At 41.2% G+C, this 22,254-nt stretch carries 19 protein-coding genes, 2 tRNA genes and 1 rRNA gene (1 of these 22 only partly in view); 14 read left to right on the forward strand and 8 right to left on the reverse strand.

From position 1 onward, the window contains the following. The first annotated feature begins 165 nt into the window (after positions 1–165). Together FCR06_RS05295 and FCR06_RS05300 are read left to right on the forward strand one after the other, a co-directional pair. On the forward strand, positions 166–1,299 hold the full coding sequence (locus FCR06_RS05295; RefSeq protein WP_138497788.1) for a branched-chain amino acid ABC transporter permease: 1,134 nt from the start codon (positions 166–168) through the stop codon (positions 1,297–1,299). Continuing rightward, positions 1,289–2,071: an ABC transporter ATP-binding protein gene (locus FCR06_RS05300; protein WP_138497789.1), complete on the forward strand. Its 783-nt coding sequence runs from the start codon at positions 1,289–1,291 to the stop codon at positions 2,069–2,071. The genes FCR06_RS05295 and FCR06_RS05300 overlap by 11 nt, the downstream gene beginning before the upstream one ends. A gap of 282 nt (positions 2,072–2,353) precedes the next feature. On the opposite strand, the gene FCR06_RS05305 is transcribed toward FCR06_RS05300, so the two are convergent. Beyond that, positions 2,354–3,640: a glutamyl-tRNA reductase gene (locus tag FCR06_RS05305; RefSeq protein WP_138497790.1), complete on the reverse strand. Its 1,287-nt coding sequence runs from the start codon at positions 3,638–3,640 to the stop codon at positions 2,354–2,356. Between the two features lie 219 nt (positions 3,641–3,859). Next, positions 3,860–4,897 (reverse strand): class II fructose-bisphosphatase, encoded by a 1,038-nt coding sequence (gene glpX, locus FCR06_RS05310; RefSeq protein ID WP_138497791.1) that lies wholly within the window; start codon positions 4,895–4,897, stop codon positions 3,860–3,862. A gap of 311 nt (positions 4,898–5,208) precedes the next feature. On the opposite strand from glpX, the gene FCR06_RS05315 reads away from it, so the two are divergent. The 5 genes from FCR06_RS05315 (at position 5,209) to FCR06_RS05335 (ending at position 8,618) form a co-directional block, all read left to right on the forward strand. Beyond that, on the forward strand, positions 5,209–5,781 hold the full coding sequence (locus FCR06_RS05315) for a DUF981 family protein (RefSeq protein ID WP_138497792.1): 573 nt from the start codon (positions 5,209–5,211) through the stop codon (positions 5,779–5,781). 58 nt (positions 5,782–5,839) lie between these two features. Further along, positions 5,840–6,145: a glutaredoxin 3 gene (gene grxC / locus FCR06_RS05320; protein ID WP_138497793.1), complete on the forward strand. Its 306-nt coding sequence runs from the start codon at positions 5,840–5,842 to the stop codon at positions 6,143–6,145. Between the two features lie 97 nt (positions 6,146–6,242). Continuing rightward, entirely contained in the window at positions 6,243–6,728 is a 486-nt protein-coding gene (tadA, locus tag FCR06_RS05325) for a tRNA adenosine(34) deaminase TadA (protein ID WP_138497794.1), read from the forward strand. A gap of 112 nt (positions 6,729–6,840) precedes the next feature. Beyond that, positions 6,841–7,596, forward strand: a complete 756-nt coding sequence (locus tag FCR06_RS05330; RefSeq protein ID WP_138497795.1) for a lysophospholipid acyltransferase family protein — start codon at positions 6,841–6,843, stop codon at positions 7,594–7,596. Positions 7,597–8,012: 416 nt separating this feature from the next. Then, on the forward strand, positions 8,013–8,618 hold the full coding sequence (locus tag FCR06_RS05335; RefSeq protein WP_138497796.1) for a hypothetical protein: 606 nt from the start codon (positions 8,013–8,015) through the stop codon (positions 8,616–8,618). A 252-nt stretch (positions 8,619–8,870) separates the two neighbouring features. On the opposite strand, the gene FCR06_RS05340 is transcribed toward FCR06_RS05335, so the two are convergent. Both FCR06_RS05340 and coaD read right to left on the reverse strand, forming a co-directional pair. Next, positions 8,871–9,539 carry a DivIVA domain-containing protein gene (locus tag FCR06_RS05340; RefSeq protein ID WP_138497797.1) on the reverse strand — a complete coding sequence of 223 codons (669 nt, stop codon included), beginning with the start codon at positions 9,537–9,539 and terminating at the stop codon, positions 8,871–8,873. Further along, positions 9,449–10,000 carry a pantetheine-phosphate adenylyltransferase gene (gene coaD / locus FCR06_RS05345; protein ID WP_138497798.1) on the reverse strand — a complete coding sequence of 184 codons (552 nt, stop codon included), beginning with the start codon at positions 9,998–10,000 and terminating at the stop codon, positions 9,449–9,451. The genes FCR06_RS05340 and coaD overlap by 91 nt, the downstream gene beginning before the upstream one ends. 289 nt (positions 10,001–10,289) lie before the next feature. On the opposite strand from coaD, the gene lgt reads away from it, so the two are divergent. The 4 genes from lgt to rlmN all read left to right on the forward strand — a co-directional run bounded on the left by lgt (position 10,290) and on the right by rlmN (position 13,790). Then, positions 10,290–11,165 (forward strand): prolipoprotein diacylglyceryl transferase, encoded by an 876-nt coding sequence (gene lgt, locus FCR06_RS05350; protein ID WP_138497799.1) that lies wholly within the window; start codon positions 10,290–10,292, stop codon positions 11,163–11,165. 190 nt (positions 11,166–11,355) lie between these two features. Further along, on the forward strand, positions 11,356–12,168 hold the full coding sequence (gene cobM, locus FCR06_RS05355) for a precorrin-4 C(11)-methyltransferase (protein ID WP_138497800.1): 813 nt from the start codon (positions 11,356–11,358) through the stop codon (positions 12,166–12,168). Positions 12,169–12,266: 98 nt separating this feature from the next. After that, positions 12,267–12,620, forward strand: coding sequence for a phenylpyruvate tautomerase MIF-related protein (locus FCR06_RS05360; RefSeq protein ID WP_138497801.1), 354 nt, complete (start codon positions 12,267–12,269; stop codon positions 12,618–12,620). A 78-nt stretch (positions 12,621–12,698) separates the two neighbouring features. Next, positions 12,699–13,790: a 23S rRNA (adenine(2503)-C(2))-methyltransferase RlmN gene (gene rlmN / locus FCR06_RS05365; protein WP_138497802.1), complete on the forward strand. Its 1,092-nt coding sequence runs from the start codon at positions 12,699–12,701 to the stop codon at positions 13,788–13,790. A gap of 134 nt (positions 13,791–13,924) precedes the next feature. Here rlmN and FCR06_RS05370 read toward each other — a convergent pair whose 3' ends face one another. From FCR06_RS05370 to glyQ, 4 genes are all read right to left on the reverse strand, one after another. Next, positions 13,925–15,022 carry a tetratricopeptide repeat protein gene (locus tag FCR06_RS05370; RefSeq protein WP_138497803.1) on the reverse strand — a complete coding sequence of 366 codons (1,098 nt, stop codon included), beginning with the start codon at positions 15,020–15,022 and terminating at the stop codon, positions 13,925–13,927. A 420-nt stretch (positions 15,023–15,442) separates the two neighbouring features. Beyond that, complete coding sequence (locus FCR06_RS05375) at positions 15,443–15,913, reverse strand: NADAR family protein (RefSeq protein WP_138497804.1); 471 nt, start codon at positions 15,911–15,913, stop codon at positions 15,443–15,445. A 155-nt stretch (positions 15,914–16,068) separates the two neighbouring features. Continuing rightward, positions 16,069–18,426, reverse strand: coding sequence for a ComEC/Rec2 family competence protein (locus tag FCR06_RS05380; protein ID WP_138497805.1), 2,358 nt, complete (start codon positions 18,424–18,426; stop codon positions 16,069–16,071). A 588-nt stretch (positions 18,427–19,014) separates the two neighbouring features. Continuing rightward, positions 19,015–19,893, reverse strand: coding sequence for a glycine--tRNA ligase subunit alpha (gene glyQ, locus FCR06_RS05385; RefSeq protein WP_138497806.1), 879 nt, complete (start codon positions 19,891–19,893; stop codon positions 19,015–19,017). A 608-nt stretch (positions 19,894–20,501) separates the two neighbouring features. Between glyQ and FCR06_RS05390 the strand changes: the two genes are divergently transcribed. The 3 genes from FCR06_RS05390 to FCR06_RS05400 form a co-directional block, all read left to right on the forward strand. Next, positions 20,502–21,990 (forward strand): 16S ribosomal RNA (locus tag FCR06_RS05390). Positions 21,991–22,114: 124 nt separating this feature from the next. Next, positions 22,115–22,188 (forward strand) — tRNA-Ile (locus FCR06_RS05395). A gap of 63 nt (positions 22,189–22,251) precedes the next feature. Further along, positions 22,252–22,254: transfer RNA gene (locus tag FCR06_RS05400), tRNA-Ala, on the forward strand; it runs 70 nt beyond the window's last position.

Here is a 22,254-nt window from a genome sequence, read left to right on the forward strand (position 1 = left end):
CTAAACTCAATTAATGACTCGATTGCTCACACTCCACTAAAGTTGATTTCAGCTATTAGCCAAGAAATTAAATTTATTGGCGGGAGATTGAGCAGGTGCAAGATTTGCACTCTACAAAATTCGAGAATTTATTTATTGAAAATTACTAACTCCTAACTATTTAATATGGTTGAATATCTCATTTTCTTAGCAATTTCTACAGCCAGTTTTGCCTTATTTGCTCTCGGACTAAATTTGCAGTGGGGTTTTACGGGGTTAATTAACTTTGGTCATATTGCTTTCATGACCTTGGGAGCATATACAACTGTGTTGTTAAGCTTAAAAGGCGTTCCTTTACTAATATCGGCGTTGGCTGGAGCAATTACAGCCGCTTTATTGGGTTTGATAATTGGTTTTGCAACTCTGCGCTTGCGGGAGGATTACCTAGCAATTGTCACCATCGGTACGGGAGAATTAATTCGTTTAGTGGTTAATAATCAAGAATTACCTGTGGGAGATTCTTGGGTTTCTGGGGCGTTTGGCGTACAAAGTTATGGCATACCTTTCTCCACACAGCCGAGTTTATTTATCAGATTAATGATGATTGGGCTGTTAACATTACTAGCTGTTGTAACTTTCTTGACGTTGTGGCGATGGATTCATACTACTCAAGTATCTCGGACTACTGATTTGGGTCAAAAAATGACTGACAAACAAGAATTTGCATCGCGCTTGGGAGTAGGAATTGTCTTAGCAGTTTTAGCAGCAGCAATTTATATTTCTGGGGTAATTGGACTATATAATTACAACCCAAAAGCAGGTTTAATGTTGGTGTTGCTGTTAGTTTTAGCATTTGTATTCTGGCGGGTAGAAATTTTAGTACGATCGCCTTGGGGTAGAATTCTCAAAGCTATCCGCGAAGATGAAGAAATTCCCAAAGCATTGGGAAAAAATGTCTTTTGGTATAAAGTACAATCTCTAATGCTTGGAGGTGCGATCGCTGGTATCGCTGGTGCTTTCTTCGCTTGGCAACTGGGCGCTATTTATCCTGATAATTTTCAACCACAGTTGACTTTTGATACTTGGATCATGGTAATTTTAGGCGGTTCTGGTAATAATATTGGCACAATCTTAGGTGCGGTAATTTTCTTTGCTTATGATGCGATTACGCGAGAAGTTTTACCCAGAATTATCTCCCTTGATGAAGCACGTTTGGGTGCATTTCGCATCATGGTAATTGGATTAATTTTAATGGTACTGATGATTTGGCGCCCTCAGGGTATCTTAGGGAAAAAGGAGGAACTCACCCTTGGTAAATAACCAATCATCACCACTTCCTCTGCTAGTAGCCACTGGACTTTCTAAAAGCTTTGGTGGTATTAAAGCAGTTAATGAAGCGAAAATCGAAGTTGCCAAAGGCAGTATCACGGGTTTAATTGGCCCCAATGGTGCTGGTAAAACCACTTTGTTTAATTTACTTTCAAACTTCATCCGCCCAGATAAAGGACGAGTAATTTTTGATGGCGAACCTATTCACAGTTTGCAACCATATCAAATTGCTCAGCAGGGAGTAGTACGTACTTTTCAAGTTGCACGCACTCTGTCACGGTTGTCGGTGTTAGAAAATATGCTGTTGGCGGCGCAAAAACAAACGGGTGAAAACTTTTGGCAAGTGCAGTTACAACCGCACATCGTCGCCAAGGAAGAAAAGCAACTGCAAGAGAGAGCCATGTTTCTGTTGGAATCCGTAGGTTTGGCAAAAAAAGCACACGATTATGCTGGTAGTTTGTCTGGTGGACAACGCAAGCTATTGGAAATGGGACGCGCATTGATGACTAATCCCAAGTTAATTTTGTTAGATGAACCAGCAGCGGGGGTAAATCCGAGATTAATTGATGATATTTGCGATCGCATTCTCACTTGGAACCGCCAAGATGGGATGACGTTTTTGATTATCGAACACAATATGGATGTGATTATGTCCTTGTGCGATCGTGTTTGGGTGCTTGCCGAAGGACAGAATTTAGCTGACGGTACCCCAGCAGAAATTCAAACCAATCCCAAAGTTCTCGAAGCTTATTTAGGAAAATAGAGTGCCATTGGCTTTCTGTTTATTCATTGTATGGATGCGATTATGTCCTTGTGTGATCGTCTTTAGGTACTTGCCGGAGGACAAAATTTAGTTGACGGTACACCAGCAGAAATTTAAAAAATTCTCTGGTGATCACTCAATATATAATAGTACATAATTACTATTTCGCCAGATTAAACCCCTACACATCAGATTGTGTAATTTATTACATTAATTTGCAGATGAAAAATGTCAGACTCAGATCCTCGACTTTTAAAAAAGTCGGGGATCCTGTTGTTGAGTTTAACTAAATTGCTCGCCTGCATCTAAGTTAAACAGCATTTGCAGAGTTTGCATACAACGCCGTCTAGCTTCAACATCTTGCTGCGATCGCAATTGCACCATCGGGTCATGTAAAATTTTATTAACAATCCCGCGTGTTAAAGCTTCAATCACCTCTTGATGTTTTTCCGCGAATTCCGAACCCAATCTCGACAAAGCTTTTTCTAATTCTTGTTCGCGGATGGTTTCGACTTTATTTCGCAGACAGCTAATAGTAGTAACAGTTTCTAAACTACGCCACCAAACATCGAAAGCTTCTACCTCTTCTTCTAAAAGTCGTTCTGCTTCCTGAGCAATTTTTCGGCGGCTTTCGTAGTTTTGCGCCACTACTGCCTTCAAATCATCCACATTAAAGGCATGTACATTTGCTAGTTCATTCACATCTGCATGAACATTGCGCGGCACAGAAATATCAAATAACATCAGAGAACGTTGAGCTTCTAAAACCATCTCCAATTTGGCACGGTCAAGTATCGGCTCAATTGCAGAAGTACTGGTAAACACCAAATCGCTATCGGCAATTACTGTCATCATTTCCGATAGCATATGAATTTGAATAGGTTGTCCAGGGAACTGCTTGGCTAGTTCTTGGGCACGTTCGCGAGAGCGATTAACAATACTGATTTGCACGGCACCTTTAGAAAGCAGGTGTTGTACTAATAACCGTGACATTTTCCCAGCACCGAGAATTACCACTCGACAAGCAGCTAAATTTGCTACTTTTATTTGCGCTAACTCCACAGCCGCCGAACTAATAGAGACCGCACCAGTACCAATACTAGTTTCAGTGCGAACCCGCTTACCAGCTGTTAGCGCTTGTTTAAATAATCGATTCAAAATGGTTTTTATACCGTTATATTGCTGTCCCAATTTGTGAGTAGTCTTCACCTGAGCCAAAATTTGGCCTTCTCCGAGTACTAAACTATCTAAGCCACCAGCTACCCGCATCACATGCATAACTGCATCATCATGCAACAACATAAACAGGTGTTGTCGCAGAGAGAATACAGGTAATTTGCTATGTTCTGCAAGAAATTGAGTTACTTCCCGGATACCTTGGTCTGTTTGACTGGTAACAATGTAGATCTCTAGGCGATTACAAGTGCTAAGAATTGCAACTTCCTCAATATGGGGATAGCTACCCAGATGAGCGATCGCACTTTCGATTTGTGGTTCTGGAATGCTCAACTTTTCCCGAACTTCTACTGGGGCTGTTTTATGACTTAAGCCCACCACTGCTATATTCATTTGCTAAATCGTAATTGCTAATTGGTAGTTGGCAATAAGGCATTGAGAATTGGGAAGGGTGAATTGAAGATTGTTACTTGGAAAAACTCACCAAGCAACAATCTTCAATTGATTCCTAACTACTAAGTACTAACTACCGTGTTGGCGAAGCATTTGTATAACTTATATTTCAATTTTAATGCTTCGCCCTTAGTATTACCATTCCCCATTCTCCAAAAATTAATACAGTTGGAGAGACTTCGGTTCGCTAAACATATGAATTGTATCAACAAATCGAGCAGTCTTGGACTGGTTAGAAATTACCAAGCTTTGAGTTCTTGCCCCGCCCTTGAAGAAACGTACACCTTGCATGAGATTACCACTGGTAATTCCGCTAGCAGCGAATAGAACAGTTTGACCAGAAGCCAGTTCATGAGCATCATAAACTTTATCAGGGTCATTGATATCCATAGACTTCAAACGATCAAGGTTGGCTTCTTTACTTTCTCCAATCAGACCTGTTTTGACTATTTCTGGATCGTAGATCAGTTGCCCTTGGAAGTGTCCACCTAAAGCACGCATTGCGGCTGCGGAAATTACACCTTCAGGAGCAGCACCGATACCCATGAGTGCATGGATATTAGTTCCAGCAAAACCGCAGGATATGGCTGCACCAACATCACCATCAGAAATTAGTTGTACTCTGGCTCCAGCATCACGGATTTCTTTAATTAAATCATTATGGCGATCGCGCTTCATCACCACAATTACAAGTTCTTCAATCGAGCGCTCTAAACACTCAGCAAGAATCTTGAGGTTTTCCGTTGCTGACTTGTTGATATCCACTTTGCCCTTAGCTGCGGGAGGTGCTGCTAACTTCTTCATGTAAAAGTCGGGAGCAGCAAATAATCCACCCTTTTCAGAAATTGCCAACACAGCCATAGAACCTGGTTGTCCGTATGCTACCAAGTTCGTACCTTCACAGGGGTCAACGGCGATGTCAATTTCAATGAGTTCATCAGGGTTACAGAGAGCTTCGGCATTTGGCTGAGTACAAATACCGACTTCTTCTCCGATGTAAAGCATCGGCGCGTCATCGCGTTCGCCTTCTCCAATGACGATGCGACCGCGCATATAAATTTTATTCATCCGCTCCCGCATAGCTTCCACTGCTACCTGATCAGCAGTGTTCTTTTCGCCTTTACCCATCCACTTGGCGGATGCGATCGCTGCTTGCTCTACTACCTCAATAATCTCTAACCCAAGTGTATTTTCCACAGAGTCTGCCCTCTCAACTGCTTGAATTTGCGTTACTTTATCTGGCTATTTCAGTCTTTAAGTCTACCAAAGGGCGGTTACCAAATTTCGATTACAAATGTTAACTCCGTCTCAACTTCCTGTTTATTGACATTATTCGCAATAATTGTCTAGGAGCCTTAGCTTTGTTTTGACTTTTTACTTATGACAATAAATACTTATAATTTTCCCCGTAATCTGAATCTTTATTGATTTATGGTTTTAAATATTTATAAATGTAACAGTATTTCAGGTAGTTCATATCAACCCAGAAAAGCATTGAGAGGTTAATCGTGTTTATTGACTACATCACACTCATGTTAATCAACATGGTAGCTGGTTTATTTATCTTAGCTGACTATGTATATCGTGGGATAGATAGCTTACATCAAAAGCAGTGGATTCCGGGATTTGGAATTACAGGTGCGCTAGCCTTAACAACTGGTTTACACATGAGCTTCACTTGGCCAGTAAGTGGTAGTTTTAACATTGCCTTCGGTGAAACAAGTGTTTTATTTGGCATCTTATTTGTGGCAACAGCGATCGCTCTTTCTGTAGGTTGGGATTTATTGACAATCGCTATTTACGGTTTTTTTGCTGGTTTAGTAGCGATCGTAGTCGGTATTCGGATTATCAACTTGAATATCACAAAACAGCCGTTTGTCTCAGGAATCGGTTTTATTTTGACAGGATTAGGCGGTATATTTGCTGCACCAACTCTCTATTGGAAAACTAACCGAACTTGGCGGCTAATTGGTGTTGGTGTATTAATAATAGCTGCTTTAATTTGGGCATTTACTGGATATTTGGCTTACTGGAATCACTTAGAAAGTTTTCAAAAGTGGATTCCAGCCCCGATGCGGTAAGTAATGCTAGCAATGATCTAGGCTAGAAACATAGTTAAAACTTTGCTCAAGATTAAATATGCTGGACTTTCTTAATCCCCTATTAAATCGCCATCCAGAGCGAGTTAAAGCCAATGTTGAAATCTATACATGGCAAACTTGTCCTTACTGTATTCGTGCCAAGATGCTGCTGTGGTGGAAAGGTGTAAACTTTACTGAATATAAAATCGACGGCGACGAAATAGCCAGAGAAAAAATGGCAGAACGCGCTAACGGACGCCGCACAGTACCAGAAATTTTTATTAATAACCAACACATTGGTGGTTGTGATGATCTTTATCAGCTAGATGCACACAATCAACTCGATCCTTTGTTAGCTCAATAGTCACTGGTCATTAGTCATTTGTTTTTTTTGTCCAATGACTAATGACAAAATTTATTAAATTGTAAAAATTTTATAAAATTTTTATATTCTTCAAAGGATGTTGAATAAACACGGTGATTATCTTATACACGTAGAATGGATGACTCGTGCTTTAGAATTAGCTAAATCAGCAGCTGATGCAGGTGAAATTCCTATAGGTGCTGTTATCATCGATTCAACTGGCAATTTACTTGCACAAGGAGAAAACAGAAAAGAGCGGGACAAAGACCCCACAGCTCATGCGGAAATTCTTGCTCTCAAAAGAGCTGCCATAACTTTACAAAATTGGCATCTTAATGACTGTACTCTGTACGTAACTCTGGAACCTTGCCCAATGTGTGCAGGGGCGATTGTCCAAGCGCGTCTCGGAGAACTTGTATATGGGGTGGACGATACAAAAACTGGCGCAGTTCGGACAGTTATTAACATACCCGATAGCGCTGCTTCTAATCACCGCTTACAGATAATCGGAGGCATTCTAGAATCAGCTTGTCGTCAACAGTTACAAGCTTGGTTCGCCACTAAGCGTCATCAGAGAAAATAACAGACAGAGGTAAAACTGTCCATCTCACACGACACAAGTTACGCAAGAGAATCTACGGTGTAACTAATGAGGCTTTTCATTAAATTTTATCCGTCAATCAGCTGTCTCCATCATGATGGAATTTTACTCTTTATTCGATGCTTGTCAGCATACACCAGCAAATCCTCAAACGGATTGTACTACCTCAAGGGTTTCTCCTTGGTTAAATCCTCTGGCGTATTTATTTGGTCGTCACTGCTTATTACCATTATTCTTTGGACAAATTAGGATAACCGGACAAAAAAATATCCCCACAACTGGGCCAGTTATCTTTGCTCCTACCCATAGGGCGCGTTGGGATGGACTGCTTGTACCCTACGCTGTTGCTGATTGTATGACAGCAAAAGACCTGCGGTTCATGGTCACTATTGACGAATGCCAAGGATTGCAAGGCTGGTTTGTCCGACGCTTGGGTGGTTTTCCTGTAGATACTCGACACCCATCAATTCGCACTCTACGACATGGAGTTGAGTTACTTAAACAGCGAAAAGCAATAGTGATTTTTCCAGAAGGGAACATTTATCGTCATAGTCAAGCCCCTTTGAAACCGGGAATTGCACGTCTGGCGTTGAGTGCTGAATCTAGTGATTCCGGGTTAGGAGTAAGTATTATACCCATAGGCATTAATTACAGCCAACCTTACCCGCATTGGGGTACAGATGTGAGCATTCACATTGGCTGTCCAATCAAAGTCAAGGATTATGTACATGGTTCTATAAAACAAGATGCTAAAAGCCTGACAGCTGATTTAGCAAAAGCACTTCAACAATTGAGCCACCAAGAAACAGAAATTACTAATCACACTTTTGCAGAAATTACTAATTCTTGATTCAGTTAAGAGTCTCGAGACAGCTTGGATTTATCAGAAAAAACTATCTCAATTTGAAAAAAGAATCTAACAAGTGGATTAATAGAAGCTAGATTTAGAAACTGATTGCTAATCCCAAATCGTAATAGTGGTATTTTAGAATCATTTGAGGATGTATATCTATAGATTAGCCTCAATTGACAGAACATTGTGCCAAATTGGCAGTTTTTGAGCCAATAACTAATTATTATCTGGAAAATAGTGGATTTTTGCGTGAAGAAAATTATGCAGTAGCAATGGGAACTCTATTAAAGTAATTTTTAGTCTAAATCTGAGAAACTTAGTTATGTGGCTTTGCTTTGCCCAAAACCAAAACAGAGTTAAGATACCCGAAGTATCCATAACTTATCTATATAGTTGTTGCACTAATTGACCCCATGAACACTGCTGCCGCTGTTACCTCGATGCATCGTGCTTTTTTATCAGTCTTAGCAGTCCTCAGCTTGTTACCACCTGTGAACGCTCAGGTATCACAGTTACCAGGCACTAATCGTCAACTACAACCGATTGACCCCAATAATCCCAATAACCTCCGTCCCGTAACAGAGAATAACAGTCTTTTAAGCATTGAAGGGGGCGATCGCTTGATGAAAGATGCAGAACAAGCCGTTTCTGCTCAAAACTACACCTTAGCTGCCAAAAAATTGCAAGAAGCACGTCAGGTTTATAATCAACTATCTAATTTTTATCAAGATTTAAACGCTAGCTTTTCAGGAATTGACAATAGAGTTTCTGATTCTCAGCGTCAAAAAGCTCTATTAACAGCCCAAAAACGAGATGAAGCGACCTTTCAATTAGCATTGGTACATCGGGCACAAAATCAGCCAGAATTGGCAGTACCATTGTTGATTCAAATAATTAAAAGTCAAAACCCAACGCGAGATTTAGGTAAAAAAGCCTATAAACAGTTGTTTGAATTAGGTTTTGTTGATTCTCCCTACCCCAGAGGAAGTGGTAGTTCATCTTCCTCATCTCAAAAATAACTAAATTAAAATCCTGACTAGATTCGGGTATAGGACATTAAACAAAGAGTGTGGGAAGAGTGGGAAGCTTTTTTCTCGTCTGCCTACACTTGTTGGGCATTGTGTAGGTTGTTTGCCTATTTCAGATAGTAGCTTGATTTGGGTTCTGTTTTACTAAAGAATATAGAAGCCTAAAAGTTATTTTGATTGGAATTGTTGGGTTAAGCGATCGCTTAACCCAACCTAAAATTCTTGCCCATTTGCTGAGAACCTCTATCTCTTATTACCAAGAGATGAATTACGTTGCGTCAGGTTATCAACTTGCAACTGTTGCCGTCCGTTAGTGATAATTCGTAACATTTGTTTAAGATCCTGCTCAATATTTTCTAGAACACCGTCGGCATATGCATCAGCACCATCTTCAATTTCTTGAGCGTGAGCGATGGCTGTTTGTCGCATTTGCTCTAATTCTTGCTGACAAGCATATCGCTTGCGCTCAATTTCAGCCAGAGTTTCTTGCATTATTCCCTCACACTCTTGTTGTACTTGTCGCCGCATTCGTTCAGCTTCTTGTTTTGCCTGTTGAATAATGTCGCTTTCAGCTAAAATTTGCGCTTTTTTTGCTTGGGCGGCTTCAACTATTTGCTGCCCATATTCTTCTGCTTCTAGGAGAATTTCCTCCTTTTGTCCCAGAATTGCTGCTGCTTCTTGAAAAAGTGTTGGCAAAGCAAGCCGGATGTAGTCAAGCTGATCTAGCAGCTTTTCTTCATCGATGAGTGTGCGTCCTGTCAGGGGTATTCTCAGACTAGAGAGAACCATTTCCTCTAGGCGGTTGAGTTCCTCCTGAATATCTATGCTTCCCTGTGTGTCGGCATACTCTTGAGGGGGGGGGTTGCTTCCGTTGAGGTTGGGTTCAACATTGGAGAGTTGTGATTGTAGCATTGGTATATATCTAGGGCAATGTGTGGGGGAACGAGATGATCGATAGAGCCACCAAACCTTGCAATCTCTTTTACCACACTACTACTTAAAAAACTATACTCATTTGAAGTTGCCAGAAAAACTGTTTCTATTTGGGTAGAAAGAGTTTTATTTGTGTGAGCCATTTGCAGTTCCACTTCAAAATCTGACACAGCGCGTAAGCCGCGTAGCAAAACTTGTGCATTTTGCATTTGAGCATAATTGACGGTAAGACCGTCAAAGCTATCTACTTCTACATTAGGTAAATGTTGTGTAGAAAGACGGATCTGATCTAGCCTTTGCTGAACACTAAAAAGTGGCATTTTATTGGGGTTCCGCAATACAGCGACAATTACGCGCTCAAACAGCCGACTGCCACGCTGGATGAGGTCAAGATGTCCTAAGGTAATGGGGTCGAAGCTGCCAGGATAAATCGCAATCACAATGATATATCAAACTTAATTTAAGTGATTATATTGAAATTGTTTTGTGTAACTTACTCAAATCTATCATCTTGCACTCTCAGCAAAAATGCTAAAGTCAATTGTTTTGGTGGCACAAGTTATGCTCAACTAAGCGTTAGGAACTAGACTCCTAATTATGAATGTCGGATTTGTACCTCTGTCTTCATAATCTTGTAGAGGATTCAAGGTTAGTCTGGTATTCAAGGTAAGAAACTCCGTACTTACCAAAGTGCGCGGTTAATTAACGAACTTTTCTAGGTAATTTTGCATGGCACTGGATTTTTCCACCTTGCCCTTGGCGTTTCAATTTACTTCTCCAGGACCGATTCTGGTGAGAATAGGACCATTGACTATCCGCTGGTATGGCTTGTTGATTGCCACAGCAGTGTTAATTGGCGTTACGCTTTCTCAATATTTGGCAAAGCGCCGTCATATTAATCCAGAGTTGCTGAGCGATTTGTTCTTTTGGTTATTAATTGGTGCAATTCCAGGCGCACGGATATATTACGTTTTGTTTGAATGGCCTAAATATGCCTCAACTCCAGAAAAAATCTTTGCAATCTGGGAAGGAGGCATTGCCATTCACGGAGCGATTATTGGTGGAGTTTTGGCAGCATTAATTTTTGCCAAAGTCAAGCAGGTTTCTTTCTGGCAACTAGCGGATTTAGTAGCGCCTTCGCTGATTTTAGGGCAGGCGATCGGACGTTGGGGCAATTTTTTCAACTCTGAAGCTTTTGGCGACCCAACTAATTTACCTTGGAAGCTATATATTCCTCCAGAACGTCGTCCTCTAGAGTATGTTAATTTTGATTATTTTCATCCCACCTTCCTTTACGAATCTCTGTGGGATTTAATGGTGTTTGGGCTGCTAATAACTTTATTTTTCCGATCTTTATCTGGCAAGCCACGCCTGAAAGTAGGCACGCTGTTTCTAGTTTACTGGCCAGCCTATAGCTTAGGACGCCTGTGGATTGAAGGATTTCGCACAGATAGCTTGATGCTAGGGCCTTTGCGGATGGCACAAGTAGTAAGTTGTCTAGGAATTTTACTAGGATTATTTGGCTTAGCTTGGCTTTACTTACTCAAACGGCCTTTGCCTGATGTAGTCTCTACTTCTAAGGGAGATGGGGAGATCAGGGGATGAACAAGTGTGGGGAGAGCAACTCTTAACTTAGTACTTCTAATGCCCTATGCTCTATGCCCAAAAATAAAAAATGCCCCAGAGTTTTCTCTAGGGCTTAACCAGGGTGCATCTACCATTACTCTCTACTAGGGAAAGAGGGTAAATCCGGAAAGATACTGAGAAAATCCTAAAAAAATTTTGAGGGTTTGCCGTGTGTGCTTTTAAAGATGAATATACAGAAAGCTTGAATTATAAAAAAACACTATACGCTATAGAACCATCTGTGTACATTGTTGGAGCAGGCCCTGGAGATCCAGATTTACTTACGGTGAAGGCAGAGAAACTATTAGCTGTTGCTGATGTGATTTTATTTGCTGATTCTTTAGTACCAGAACAGATTTTAGAAATTTGTCGAAAAGATGCCGAGATAATTAGAACTGCAAATCAAACTTTAGAAGAGATTTTGGCAATAATGGTGGAGAAGGTGCGATCGCAACACAAATCTCTAGTCCGTCTTCATTCCGGCGATCCCAGTCTTTACAGCGCTATCCACGAGCAAATGCACCTCCTAGCAGAGGCAAATATTCCTTTTGAAGTTATACCCGGTATCAGCGCTTTTCAAGCCGCTGCTGCCAAAATGAAAACAGAATTGACTGTACCTGGTTTAGTCCAAACCATTATTTTGACACGCATCAGCGGACGTACAGAAGTGCCCGCTTCCGAAGAATTAGCCTCTCTAGCAGCACATCAGGCTAGCCTTTGCCTATACTTGAGTGCGCGTCATGTAGAAAATGTCCAAATCAAACTACTCGAACATTACCCAGCCGAAACCTTAGTGGCAATTTGCTTTCGCATCGGCTGGCCGGATGAAAAAATTAGGATTGTCCCTCTCAATCAAATCGCAGACTGTACTCATCAAGAAAAACTAATTCGCACCACACTTTATATAATCAGTCCAGCACTTTCGCCAACCACAGGGCGATCACGTTTATATCATCCCGAACATAATCATCTATTTCGTTAGTCTCATTAATAGATAATAGCCGACAGGCAAAAGGCAATTAATCTTCACTCTTACCTCTCTTTAGTAGTTAACATTCACAAATAAAATAGGAGTTACATATGCCATTAATTAAAGTTCAAACTTCTGCATCTGCTCCTCAAAAAGCTGAAATTGAATCAATGCTTTTGAGTCTATCAACCAAGTTAGCAAAACATTTAGGAAAACCAGAATCTTATGTAATGACTGCTTTTGAACCAGTAATTCCTATGACTTTCGCTGGCAATACAGACCCAGTTTGCTACATTGAAATTAAGAGCGTTGGCTCGATGAAGCCAGACCAAACTAAAGCAATGAGTGAAGATTTTTGTCAGCAAATTAACCAAACCTTGGGTGTGCCGAAAAATCGAATTTATATAGAATTTACAGACGCTAAGGGTGCAATGTGGGGCTGGAACGGCACTACCTTTGGTTAATTTGTTGTGTTCTTTAGTAAAGACGAACTCGAGCCGGCAGGTGTAGGATAGAGATCCAGCATCAATTCGTAATTTGTTATGTCTGCTACGCCTCTTGTATCTCAGGTTGACTTACACAATTCAGTTAAATCAGCATTACTTCCTCCCCTACTTGGTGCAAACGTTGCGGAGTTAACTGCTTGGGTGCAGCAACAGGGACAACCTGCTTACAGAGGAAAGCAATTACATGAATGGATATATCACAAGGGGGTGCGATCGCTAGCCGATATTTCTGTCTTCTCCAAGCAATGGCGCAAAGAAGTAGCAGAAATCCCCATTGGGCGCTCAATTTTACATTACCGCTCTGAGGCTCCCGATGGTACGGTGAAATATCTTTTACAATTAGCAGACGGACAAATTATTGAAACTGTTGGCATCCCCACCTTCGCAGAAAGGGGAGAAGGTCCAAAAGCCCGTTTGACAGTTTGCGTTTCTACTCAGGTGGGCTGCCCAATGGCGTGTGATTTCTGCGCTACTGGTAAGGGAGGCTACAAACGCAACTTAGCACGGCACGAAATTATCGATCAGGTGTTGACTGTACAAGAAGATTTTCAGCAACGGGTTAGCAATGTGGTGTTTATGGGACTGGGTGAACCGTTGTTGAATACTGAGAATGTCCTAGCAGCCCTGAAATCTCTCAATCAAGATGTCGGTATTGGGCAGCGATCGTTAACTGTTTCTACAGTTGGGATTCGCGATCGTATCCGTCAGTTCGCGCAACACCATTTGCAAATCACTCTTGCGGTTAGTCTCCATGCACCCAACCAAGCACTGCGAGAAAAACTTATCCCCAGCGCCCGCGCTTATCCTCTAGAAGATTTGCTAGCTGAATGTCGAGAATATGTAGAAATCACTGGACGCCGCGTTACATTTGAATATATTCTCCTGGCTGGTGTCAATGATTTACCAGAACATGCATTAGAACTAGCCAAACGTTTGCGCGGATTTCAAAGTCATGTGAATTTAATTCCTTACAATCCCATCCAAGAAGTAGACTACGAACGCCCCAACCGCGATCGCATTCAAGCATTTGTCAACGTTCTCAAGCAACAACAAATTGCTGTTAGTGTGCGTTACTCCCGTGGTTTAGAAGCTAATGCTGCTTGTGGACAACTCAGAGCAAGTAAATAAAAATTTAAAAAATGATTGTGACAAATGAATTTATTAAATCTAAATTCACAGAACTTATTTGTAATCCAAAATCTCAAATTAAAAATTGTATTATGAGTTATCAATCTATTCTAATTTTGAATTCTGCTATAAGATTAACTATTTGGAGTCCCCTGCTGGTATTGCATGGCTTTAGCATAATCGCCCAAAGCGTAGCAAGCGACTCTAAGACTGGCAAGAGTTTGTTCTTCACTACGCCGATCTTTAATTGTCCTAGCTAAGAGTAAACGTTCTTCATAATATGTAATTGCTCTGTGATGATCCCCTAAAGCTTCACAAGCAACTCCTAAACTGCCTAAGGACTGTTCTTCGCTGCGCTGATCTTGAATTTCTCTGGCTAATTGTAAGCGTTCCTCATAATACTTAATAGCTTTGATATAATCACCTAAAGCATAACAAGCATTACCTAAATTTTTTAGTACCTGAGAAGCACTGCGGACATTTTTTAAAGAGCGTGCTAGTACTACACATTGCTCATAGTAGGCGATCGCTCTTGAATAATTATCTAAAGCATACCAAGCATTACCCAAATTCTTGAGTACCTGTTCCTCGCCCCAATTATCTTTGAGTTCGCGCACAATTTCTAGACTTTGTTGTTGATACTCAATAGCTTGTGTAAACTTACCTAAAGCTTTATATACCAATCCCAAGTTATTCAGTGCTGCTACTTGACTGCGTTTGTCTTGTAGCTGTTGGGTTATTTTCAAACATTTTTTTAGAAAATCAATTGCCTTATTATGTTCATTTAAGTGACGGTACGCATTGCCTAAATGCGAAAGTGCTTGCATCTGTAATGTTAAATCTGAAGTCTCCTCGCTTAAAGACATACACTTTTGAGAGTAGGAGATAGCACTCTTGTAGTCTCCCGCGCTGTAAGTTACCAATCCTAAAAAAGAAAGTACCTGTGCCTGTTTTTGTAAATCTTTAACTGCCTGAAATAGTACCAAAGATTGTTGTAAAGACTTCATCGCAGCTACTAATTCACCAGCTTGCTGCTGTTGAATACCTTGTCGTAGCAGCGTAGATGCTTCCGATAGATATTCGTCACTTTCTTGTGGCAGTGGTATTTCTACTTGTGAACCAGAGTTAAATTCATGAGTAATTGTATTGCGCTTCACTGGTTTTAGGTAAGTTGTGGGTAATTGCAGGGGGACTGTATTTTTCGATCTATTATTCCATCCGTTTTTAGACATCAACCCCTTCCTGTTTAGTCTGGTGGTAAATCTAGTATTCCCAAAACCAGGATGTATCTTTCATAAAGCTGATTTATCAAAGCGTAGATATCAAATACTTGTATTGTAAAGATTGTCAGTTTGATCTGACTTGCATTGAATTGCCAAGCTAACAATAACAGCAGTGAAAGTTAGCGTTGCTCAGTGAAAGGATCAATCTGTCTCACGCAGAGGTGCAGAAACGCAGAGAATAGGAGTTTGAAAGATTAAATTTTTCACATTCATTTTTCATTCAGCAATGCCTGAAAGCTAATTGATGAAGCGATCGCTGCTTGGCTTCCCACTGATGAATCATCATAATTTTAGTTGTCACTCACTTAAGCAACAAGCAATTTCTATTCTCAAAAACTGTTGTTTAGCTAAACATTTATAGTAACGAGATTATTTTATTGTACTATTATCACTATCTATACTGTATGTACGGCGGAGAATTTCTCGCACTTCTATGAGAATTTTTCCTAGTTTGTTTTTACCACTACCATCAGCTCCGCAACCCCAGTAAAAATCGATGGGCGAGTTTTCAACAATTTCTTCATCACCTGTGGAAAGTAAGATATTCTTGATATCCATATGAGTTTGAAATTTACGTAGTACGGCTTGGCGCATAATGTCATCTTTAACTTGTTCCCAATCTTGACGTAATGGACGGGTTCTTTCACGCCCCATTCTTGCCGCATCTTTAGGCGTTTTAATTAAGCGAATTTGTTCTACATGAGGTGTATTGATAAACTTTTGTGCTTGAAAGTAGTGTTCGCTAGTTGGCCAATACAATCCATCTAATTCAAAGTCGTGGGGCGAAAAGTTAGAAAAACAGCCATATTGTTCGCGAGTGCTGTAAAAGTAGATTATCATAAAATCTAATTCAATTTAAATACTAAAAAAACTTAATAGCTCGCAGTATTCTATTAATAAAATTATTTAATAACAGGAGATTTTCATAAATGTTATCAATAGTCAATTTTGGAAAATAAATTAGTATATTTAAGTTCACTCATTTCAAACTAATACTACAAAACAGAACCCTGATTTTCAGATGTTTCAATAAACGCCTCAAACTCCCGTTCTGGAGACCATTGAATAGCCCCATCTCGTCCTGTAAAGAACAGTTTTGTTTGACTTTGATTGAGTTCAGATAAAGTGTTTTCATCAAAATTTGCAGCAGAAGCGATCGCCACTTTTGGTTGCAGAGCTAGAACTAAATTTTTTAAAGCCTGAGAGTCACACCATAAGACTTGTGGACGAGGCAAACTTCCATTTTTAACTAATTGTTGTACCTCTTGAGATTTAATATTACCTATTAACAACCAGTTTTGCTCTAAAATTTGCAATTGTAAAATAGGTAATTCGTTGTTAATTAATTGCACAACTATCGAACCAGCTTGCACCGCTTGACCAACAGCTAACGGTTGGTAAGATCCTTGATGCTTTCGTAGTTCTTCTTGAATTGCCTGAGTAGCAATAGAATTTTCTGGTTTTGGGGAATATTCATAAAAAGTTTTGATTGGTAAACGTTGTACTAATTCCAACCAACCATTACTTCTATTGCCTTGAAAATCAGTAGCGATCGCCGAGTTTATTTGATTTATACCTTGCTGTTGTAAAAATGGTAAAATTGTAAAGCGTCCTGTACCTTCATCACCACTATTAATCAGAGTTACTGCTCCTTTATCTTGAACGACTATAATTGGTTCAGTGCCAGACTCTAATATCGTTATCCTAAATAATGTATTTGCAGAATGCCATAGGGGGATGATTACTAAACCAACCGCAATTAAACTAGCAAACCACCACTGGCGCTGCCACCAACGTACTAAGTAAACTAAGATAATTAGCCCATAAATAGTTAGCAATTGCCAAGTGGAGATGCTACCTAGAGCAACAAAGTTTCCTGGCAAATTGCTAAAAAATTCTACAAGTTTAATTAGCAAATCAGTGGGGTAATGCAACAGTCCAGCCAAAAAGCTTCCTATGTCTGTAAAAATTAATGCTCCTATAGCACTGATAATACCACCTATACTAATAATAGAAATTAATGGAGTACTGACGACATTCAATAATAAACTGTAGGTTGGTACAACTCCAAAGACAAAAAGTTGCACAGGTAAAGTCCAAATAGTAGCAGCAAGAGGAACAGCAATCAAAGAAGCGATCGCAGGTGGTAACCAACCTAAACGCTCGATAATTGCGGGTACTGTTACAACTAATCCTAGTGTTGCCAAAAAACTCAATTGAAAACCTAAATCCCAAATCCATAGCGGATTAAATAGTAATAAGAGTGTTGCTGCTAATAACAGCGAACCCAACTGTTTTACCTTCCTTTTTAATAACAAACCAACTAATGCTGCAAAACCCATAATTACGGCTCTAAGAACCGCAGGTTGAAAACCCGTTAAACTCAGAAAAATAATTAAAGCCAAAAACCCAAGCGTAAATTGTGTTCCTTTTCTTGTACGCTTTGTTAATTGTAATATTACACTCAAAATCAACGAAGTTTGAAACCCGGAAGCAGCTAAAGCATGAGCTAATCCTGCTTTTACAAACAAATCGCGGATATCATAGGGTAAATCCACAGCTTTGCTACCTAAAACCATTGCACTCACAAGTGGTCCTTCTGGAATACCTAAGCTACGAACTTGCGATCGCACAATTCGTTGCCGAATTTGCCACCAACCCCATTTACGTTCTTGTTCCAAAACATTGATTTGTCGTCCAATCAAACCAGCGAATGTTCCTTCTTGCTTGAGAAACTTTTGAAAGTCGAAACCACCAGGATTGGAAGCCGCCTTTGGTTTGTATAAAATTCCAGTCACAGCAATTTGTTGACTAGGGTATAAACCTGTAGCTTGAAGTATGGGCACTGTTACATATAATTTGCCTGTCACTCCTTTTGGGACACCTGCTGAACCTTTTTCATTTTTGACTTCATCTAACTGAGTCGCTTCCAGCCAAAATTGTCCCCGGTGACTGCGAGTCAAGCGAGGATTACTCGTCACCTCGCCGCGAACAATCACAAGTTGTTCTTGATTACTGCTATTTCCAGGCGGAACGAACTGACTAATATCCTTTGCAGCTGGTTGCGGTACTCGCCATTGAAAATATAGAGTTGCCAACAGTCCCACTAAACCAGCAGCTAACCATATTCTAGGATGGGGACTACTTTGCCAGGTGTTAAGCACTCCCTTAGTTTTCCCTCGAGTATTTTCTGGTTTCTGAGCTAGTTTCCTTGAGATGAAGTAGCGTCTTCTCAAAAAAATTGTTCCTACTATCCCTAGAATCAAAATCCACGCACCACCCCAAGGAATTGCTGTAAACAGCAACCCGATAATGTAGGCAAGACAAATAATTACACCACTGGTTTGAATCATAAGATTTTTTGTAAAAGTACCTAGCAAATAGAATTGGCAGCTAACTTAAAAATATAAGACTTATGTAAGAAAGCTCTCAAACTCTTGTTAACACCGAAGTTGTGAGATAAGCAAACCTAAGCTCTAGGCGTAGCTTGTTTCTCCATAAAAATATGGTGGGCTGAGCCAACTGCAAAAGTTAATGCTCAAACCTCTGTGTAGATGAACTTTTCATTTATTTAATCGGCAACTCGAAAAAATTTTATGCTTGTGGTGAAGTATAGTCCATCAAGTTTATATAAACAAAGCCCGCATGTGCAGGCTTTGTTTGTATTTTTAATGGCTTAGAGTGAGGTTTTAATGGTATTTACGATTGTTGGTAATAGAAATGCTCAGCCTACACCTTAGCGCAACATAAAGAAACAAAGCACAAATCGCTAAGTGTCCAGATATGTATAAACTGTCTGTAACCTTTTTGTATTTATGTAAATACATTTAGACAAATTTGACTATTGACTAGCAACGCTAATAGTAATAGTTGGATTGATATTCTTTGGAAGGGAGCTTGCCACCTAGTTACAGCACTTTTGATGCTGTCAGAGTTAGTGTTTAACTCACTGTATTTTTGAGCAACGGAAAACCTAACTTCTCCCTTTGCTCGACATACAAATGAGCTACTTTGCGTGCCAAATGCCGAATCCTGGCAATGTAGCGAGTTCTCTCCGTCACCGAAATCACACCTCTAGCATCCAGTAAATTAAAGGTGTGCGAACACTTCATTACATAATCTAAGCTAGGTAAGACCAATCCTCGCTCCGTCAATTGACTAGCTTCCTGCTCATATAAATTAAACAGTGTCAGTAATAGTTCAGGATTCGACGCTTCAAAGTTGTAAATACACTGTTCAATCTCTCCTTGCAGATAGATATCACCATAACTAATATTGTCTGTCCAATGAATCTTAGTAATTGCCTCTACTTCTTGCAGATACATCGCTAATCGTTCTAAACCGTATGTAATCTCAATTGACACAGGACGGCAATCAATTCCACCACACTGTTGGAAGTAGGTAAATTGAGTAATTTCCATTCCATCTAACCAGACTTCCCACCCAGTGCCCCAAGCGCCTACTGTTGCGTCTTCCCAGTTATCTTCTACAAACCGAATATCGTGATCTTCAGGACGAATTCCTAAAACCCTTAATGAATCTAGATAAATCTCTTGAATATTATCTGGAGACGGCTTAATTAAGACTTGATACTGATAATAGTGTTGAAAGCGGTTGGGGTTTTCACCGTAGCGTCCATCTGTCGGACGACGACACGGCTCAACATAGGCAACAGCCCACGGCTCCGGTCCCAATGCTCTCAAAAACGTCTGAGGATTTTTAGTGCCTGCTCCCTTTTCAATATCGTAAGGTTGAGCGATTAAGCAACCGTGATCGGCCCAAAACTGATGCAACAAGGCTATTACCGATTGAAAATTCACGCTTTATCCTTCCTTAATCAGCATATTGCATAAACCATTGTTGCCTACAATCCTTTAGTATGGGCAGTTACAAGGCGCTGAAAAAAAGGTCAAAAAAAGTTTGTCAAAGTGGTTGACACTTTTAGAGAGGTTAGTTATATTGAATAAGTGCCTGAGAGCGAAGCGAAAGAGCGACGCCCAAGGGACACCGAACCATGAAAATATTATAGTTTGAAAGCCATTATACAACAAGTGGTCAGCGTCAAGAAAATAAGATAACCAAGCTGAGGTTAAAAAAGCGCAGCTAAAAGAGCTAAAAGCAAACGATTCAAAACGGAGAGTTTGATCCTGGCTCAGGATGAACGCTGGCGGTATGCTTAACACATGCAAGTCGAACGNGAAAAAAAGGTCAAAAAAAGTTTGTCAAAGTGGTTGACACTTTTAGAGAGGTTAGTTATATTGAATAAGTGCCTGAGAGCGAAGCGAAAGAGCGACGCCCAAGGGACACCGAACCATGAAAATATTATAGTTTGAAAGCCATTATACAACAAGTGGTCAGCGTCAAGAAAATAAGATAACCAAGCTGAGGTTAAAAAAGCGCAGCTAAAAGAGCTAAAAGCAAACGATTCAAAACGGAGAGTTTGATCCTGGCTCAGGATGAACGCTGGCGGTATGCTTAACACATGCAAGTCGAACGGTGTCTTCGGACATAGTGGCGGACGGGTGAGTAACGCGTGAGAATCTAGCTTCAGGTCAGGGACAACCACTGGAAACGGTGGCTAATACCGGATGTGCCGAAAGGTGAAAGGCTTGCTGCCTGAAGATGAGCTTGCGTCTGATTAGCTAGTTGGTGGGGTAAGAGCCTACCAAGGCGACGATCAGTAGCTGGTCTGAGAGGATGATCAGCCACACTGGGACTGAGACACGGCCCAGACTCCTACGGGAGGCAGCAGTGGGGAATTTTCCGCAATGGGCGAAAGCCTGACGGAGCAATACCGCGTGAGGGAGGAAGGCTCTTGGGTTGTAAACCTCTTTTCTCAGGGAAGAACACAATGACGGTACCTGAGGAATCAGCATCGGCTAACTCCGTGCCAGCAGCCGCGGTAATACGGAGGATGCAAGCGTTATCCGGAATGATTGGGCGTAAAGCGTCCGCAGGTGGCTGTGTAAGTCTGCTGTCAAAGAGCGAAGCTCAACTTCGTAAAGGCAGTGGAAACTACACGGCTAGAGTGCGTTCGGGGCAGAGGGAATTCCTGGTGTAGCGGTGAAATGCGTAGAGATCAGGAAGAACACCGGTGGCGAAGGCGCTCTGCTAGGCCGCAACTGACACTGAGGGACGAAAGCTAGGGGAGCGAATGGGATTAGATACCCCAGTAGTCCTAGCTGTAAACGATGGATACTAGGCGTGGCTTGTATCGACCCGAGCCGTGCCGTAGCTAACGCGTTAAGTATCCCGCCTGGGGAGTACGCACGCAAGTGTGAAACTCAAAGGAATTGACGGGGGCCCGCACAAGCGGTGGAGTATGTGGTTTAATTCGATGCAACGCGAAGAACCTTACCAAGGCTTGACATGTCGCGAATCCTAGTGAAAGCTGGGAGTGCCTTCGGGAGCGCGAACACAGGTGGTGCATGGCTGTCGTCAGCTCGTGTCGTGAGATGTTGGGTTAAGTCCCGCAACGAGCGCAACCCTCGTTTTTAGTTGCCAGCATTAAGTTGGGCACTCTAGAGAGACTGCCGGTGACAAACCGGAGGAAGGTGGGGATGACGTCAAGTCAGCATGCCCCTTACGCCTTGGGCTACACACGTACTACAATGCTACGGACAGAGGGCAGCAAGCTAGCGATAGCAAGCTAATCCCATAAACCGTGGCTCAGTTCAGATCGAAGGCTGCAACTCGCCTTCGTGAAGGAGGAATCGCTAGTAATTGCAGGTCAGCATACTGCAGTGAATTCGTTCCCGGGCCTTGTACACACCGCCCGTCACACCATGGAAGCTGGCAACGCCCGAAGTCATTACTCCAACCATTCGTGGGGGAGGATGCCTAAGGCAGTGCTGGTGACTGGGGTGAAGTCGTAACAAGGTAGCCGTACCGGAAGGTGTGGCTGGATCACCTCCTTTTAGGGAGACCTACCCAACTCAGGAGTCGAAAAACACAGTGTTAAATAGATACTGAGAAGGTCAAACCCAAGGTCGGTCGCAGACATTTGTTGGAAGCTTTCAAACTATGATTTGGTTCGTTTAAGGGCTATTAGCTCAGGTGGTTAGAGCGCACCCCTGATAAGGGTGAGGTCCCTGGTTCGAGTCCAGGATGGCCCACCTGAAAATAATTGGTAATTTCTAATTAGTAATTAACTGCGAATTAAAAGTTACGAATTATATGGG

It is taken from the genome of Nostoc sp. PA-18-2419 (assembly GCF_005869855.1).
Lineage (GTDB): Bacteria > Cyanobacteriota > Cyanobacteriia > Cyanobacteriales > Nostocaceae > Nostoc.

Bases quoted from the DNA above. Each gene is read 5' to 3' on its own strand.
- FCR06_RS05370 (WP_138497803.1), bottom strand. From the start codon at position 15,022: ATGTCTAAAAACGGATGGAATAATAGATCGAAAAATACAGTCCCCCTG.
- FCR06_RS05335 (WP_138497796.1), top strand. From the start codon at position 8,013: ATGAACACTGCTGCCGCTGTTACCTCGATGCATCGTGCTTTTTTATCA.
- FCR06_RS05330 (WP_138497795.1), top strand. From the start codon at position 6,841: ATGATGGAATTTTACTCTTTATTCGATGCTTGTCAGCATACACCAGCA.
- FCR06_RS05305 (WP_138497790.1), bottom strand. From the start codon at position 3,640: ATGAATATAGCAGTGGTGGGCTTAAGTCATAAAACAGCCCCAGTAGAA.
- lgt (WP_138497799.1), top strand. From the start codon at position 10,290: ATGGCACTGGATTTTTCCACCTTGCCCTTGGCGTTTCAATTTACTTCT.
- FCR06_RS05295 (WP_138497788.1), top strand. From the start codon at position 166: ATGGTTGAATATCTCATTTTCTTAGCAATTTCTACAGCCAGTTTTGCC.
- FCR06_RS05360 (WP_138497801.1), top strand. From the start codon at position 12,267: ATGCCATTAATTAAAGTTCAAACTTCTGCATCTGCTCCTCAAAAAGCT.
- FCR06_RS05380 (WP_138497805.1), bottom strand. From the start codon at position 18,426: ATGATTCAAACCAGTGGTGTAATTATTTGTCTTGCCTACATTATCGGG.
- grxC (WP_138497793.1), top strand. From the start codon at position 5,840: ATGCTGGACTTTCTTAATCCCCTATTAAATCGCCATCCAGAGCGAGTT.
- rlmN (WP_138497802.1), top strand. From the start codon at position 12,699: ATGTCTGCTACGCCTCTTGTATCTCAGGTTGACTTACACAATTCAGTT.
- FCR06_RS05375 (WP_138497804.1), bottom strand. From the start codon at position 15,913: ATGATAATCTACTTTTACAGCACTCGCGAACAATATGGCTGTTTTTCT.
- FCR06_RS05340 (WP_138497797.1), bottom strand. From the start codon at position 9,539: ATGCTACAATCACAACTCTCCAATGTTGAACCCAACCTCAACGGAAGC.
- tadA (WP_138497794.1), top strand. From the start codon at position 6,243: ATGTTGAATAAACACGGTGATTATCTTATACACGTAGAATGGATGACT.